This window comes from Streptomyces sp. LS1784 (assembly GCF_020103755.1).
In the GTDB taxonomy this organism is placed as follows: Bacteria; Actinomycetota; Actinomycetes; order Streptomycetales; family Streptomycetaceae; genus Kitasatospora.
Genome location: NZ_JAHSQD010000860.1, coordinates 1 through 2,426, shown reverse-complemented (window position 1 = coordinate 2,426; position 2,426 = coordinate 1). Strand labels below are relative to the sequence as shown.

Genomic DNA, 2,426 nt, shown 5'->3' with positions numbered 1-2,426 from the left:
CGGGCGGCGGCGCGGTGCTCGCCGGGGCGGTGCTCACCGCCGGGGACGCGGTGCGGCGCGACCTCTTCGGCGAGCCGTAGCGGCGGCGGGCCGTGGCGGCAGCCCTCGGGTCCTCACCCGGGCCGCCGGTACGGCAGGATGGCGCAAGGGGGCGCCTGCCTCCGGATCTCGAACCACCGTCAATCTCGAACCACCGTCAGGAGACGCACATGGGCCAGCCCGAGGTGCCGGCCAACCCGTACCGCATCGGCGAGGCCGCGGCGCTGCTCGGCGTCAGCGCCGACACCATGCGGCGCTGGGTGGACGCCGGGCGGGTCGCCGCCGTGCGGGACGAGCACGGGCACCGGATCATCCCGGGTGCCGAGCTCGCCGCCTTCGCCCGGGAGCTGGCCCGGCCGGAGAACGCCGAGGCGGAGGGCCGGCCGTCCTCGGCCCGCAACCGCTTCCCGGGGATCGTCACCGGCGTGGTGCTCGGTGACGTGGCCGCGCAGGTGGAGATCCAGGCCGGGCCCTTCCGGGTGGTGTCGCTGATCAGCCGGGAGTCGGCGGAGGAGCTGAACCTGGTCCCCGGTGCACCTGCCACGGCGGTCATCAAGTCCACCAATGTGATGATCGAGCGGCGCTGACGCCCCACCGGCGAATCCCCGAGCGACCCGGAACGAGACGAGCCCCCGAGCGGCCCGGAACGACCGGAACGACGCCGGACGACCCGGAACGAAGCGGAACCGAACGAGAGGCCCGAATGCCACCGCCGCACCTGCCGACCACCCAGAGCGCCGTGCTCGCGATCGAGGCCGTGGCCGGCCGGCACGGCCGCACCGTCCGCGCCCAGCACGACATCGGCCGCGACCGGACCTTCGCCGGGCTGGTCGGCCCGGGCGGCCCGGGTGATCCGGACGGGGGACCGGACGCCATCCCGCACGAGGCGCTGCTGGAGTTCGGCGGCCGCCCCGCCGTCACCGTCCGGCTGTTCACCCACGACGAGGTCACCGTGACCGTCGAGGGCATCGCCTTCGACGTCGATCGCGACCGCGTCCCCGGTTTCCTGAACGCCGTCTGGTCCGACCTCGTGCACGTCAAGGCGCGCACCTTCCCACCGTCCACCACGCTGATCGTCACCGTCCCGGGGGAGCCGGGCTACCGCGAGGGCATCGGCGTCCACAGCCTCACCCCCTGGCTCGCCGGAAGGATCCGATGAACGCCGTCGCCAAGCCGCTCGCCGTCGCCCACCGCGGTGACCCGTACCGCTTCCGCGAGAACACCCTGCCCTCCGTCGAGTCCGCGCTGGCCGCCGGGGCCGACGCCGTCGAGGTGGATGTCCAGCTCACCCGCGACCGGGTGCCCGTCCTGCTGCACGACCACACCCTGGAGCGGCTCTGGGGCGACCCGCGCCCGATCGACCGGGTCACCGCCGAACAGCTGGAGGAGCTGCGACGGGGCCCGCTCGCCGTCCCCACCCTGGCCGAGGCGGTCAAGGCGGTGGCCGCCGTCGAGGGCCGCCGGCTGCTGATCGACCTGGACGACCCCGGGCCGGCCGCCGCCACCTGGTCGGTGGTCACCGGGCTCGACGCCGAACGGGCGGTCGCCTTCTGCGGCCCCGTCGGCGCCATGCTCGCGGTGCGCGAGCTGAGCCCGGACGCCGAGATCGCGCTCACCTGGAAGCAGCCCCGGATGCCCGTGCGCGCCCTGCTGGACGACCTGCGCCCGCGCTACCTCAACCCGCCGTTCGGCCTGGTCACCACCGAGTTCACCGCCGCCGCGGCGGACGAAGGGCTCGCCGTCTCCACCTGGACCGCCGACCTGCGCCGCACCATGCGCCGGCTGCGCGACACCGGGGTCGCCTCCATCACCTCCAACCGGGTCGGCGTCCTGCGCTCGGTGCTGGACGGCCGCCGGTGAGCGTGCCCGCACCGGGACCGGCCCTCGGGCAGCGGGCGCTCGGCCGGGCCCTGCTGGCCCGTCAGCACCTGCTCGCCCGCACCGACCTGGCACCCGCCGCGCTGATCCACCACCTCGGCGGGCTCCAGGCCCAGGCCGCACCCCAGCCGCCCTACCTCGGCCTGCTCGCCCGGCTCGACGGCTTCGCGCCCGAGCAGCTGAGCGCGCTGATCGAGCAGCGGACGGTGGTCCGGATCGCCCTCCAGCGCGGCACCATCCACCTGGTCACCGCCGACGACTGCCTGACGCTGCGCCCGCTGCTCCAGCCGATGCTGGACCAGGCACTGCGGACCACCTACGGCAAGCGGCTCACCGGGCTGGACCTGGACGCGCTCGCCGCCGAGGCCCGCACCCTGGTGGAGGAGGAGCCGCGCACCTTCCAGCAGCTCGGTGCGCTGCTCGCCGCCGGCCTCCCGGACCGCGACCCGGCCGCCCTCGCCCAGGCCGCCCGCTGCCGGCTGCCGCTGGTGCAGGTCCCGCCGCGCGGG

At 75.7% G+C, this 2,426-nt stretch carries 4 protein-coding genes; all 4 read left to right on the top strand.

Annotation, left to right across the window (positions count from 1 at the left end; all coding sequences use genetic code 11):
* The first annotated feature begins 209 nt into the window (after window positions 1-209).
* Window positions 210-626, top strand: a complete 417-nt coding sequence (locus KS423_RS43480) for a molybdopterin-binding protein (protein ID WP_224285212.1) — start codon at window positions 210-212, stop codon at window positions 624-626.
* A gap of 116 nt (window positions 627-742) precedes the next feature.
* Complete coding sequence (locus tag KS423_RS43475; protein WP_224285211.1) at window positions 743-1,198, top strand: hypothetical protein; 456 nt, start codon at window positions 743-745, stop codon at window positions 1,196-1,198.
* Window positions 1,195-1,899, top strand: a complete 705-nt coding sequence (locus KS423_RS43470) for a glycerophosphodiester phosphodiesterase (RefSeq protein WP_224285210.1) — start codon at window positions 1,195-1,197, stop codon at window positions 1,897-1,899. Before KS423_RS43475 ends, KS423_RS43470 begins: the two co-directional genes overlap by 4 nt.
* On the top strand, window positions 1,896-2,426 hold a 531-nt coding region (locus tag KS423_RS43465; RefSeq protein ID WP_224285209.1), incomplete at its 3' end, for a DNA glycosylase AlkZ-like family protein. The genes KS423_RS43470 and KS423_RS43465, both read left to right, overlap by 4 nt.

What these genes read in the sequence shown, in the direction of transcription:
- KS423_RS43480 (WP_224285212.1), top strand. Translation starts at nt 210, where the DNA reads ATGGGCCAGCCCGAGGTGCCGGCCAACCCGTACCGCATCGGCGAGGCC.
- KS423_RS43475 (WP_224285211.1), top strand. Translation starts at nt 743, where the DNA reads ATGCCACCGCCGCACCTGCCGACCACCCAGAGCGCCGTGCTCGCGATC.
- KS423_RS43470 (WP_224285210.1), top strand. Translation starts at nt 1,195, where the DNA reads ATGAACGCCGTCGCCAAGCCGCTCGCCGTCGCCCACCGCGGTGACCCG.